Here is a 266-nt window from a genome sequence, read left to right on the forward strand (position 1 = left end):
TGATTGGGGTGAAGTCGTAACAAGGTAGCCGTATCGGAAGGTGCGGCTGGATCACCTCCTTTCTATGGAGAATTGATAAGCCCTGCTTATCAATATAAGTTTCCGTGTTTCGTTTTCGTTTAGTTTTGAGAGTTCAATTCAGTATTGACTCTTAAATGAGGATATGATATAAATAAATCCTGCAATTTGTATGGGCCTATAGCTCAGCTGGTTAGAGCGCACGCCTGATAAGCGTGAGGTCGATGGTTCGAGTCCATTTAGGCCCA

At 43.2% G+C, this 266-nt stretch carries 1 tRNA gene and 1 rRNA gene; both read left to right on the forward strand.

Annotated elements, in window-relative coordinates:
• Window positions 1-62 (forward strand): 16S ribosomal RNA (locus JDS80_RS30880); the annotation flags it as partial.
• 130 nt (window positions 63-192) lie between these two features.
• Window positions 193-266 (forward strand) — tRNA-Ile (locus JDS80_RS30885).

The sequence above is a fragment of the Bacillus cereus group sp. N8 genome (assembly GCF_016483685.1).
Classification (GTDB): Bacteria; Bacillota; Bacilli; order Bacillales; family Bacillaceae_G; genus Bacillus_A; species Bacillus_A proteolyticus.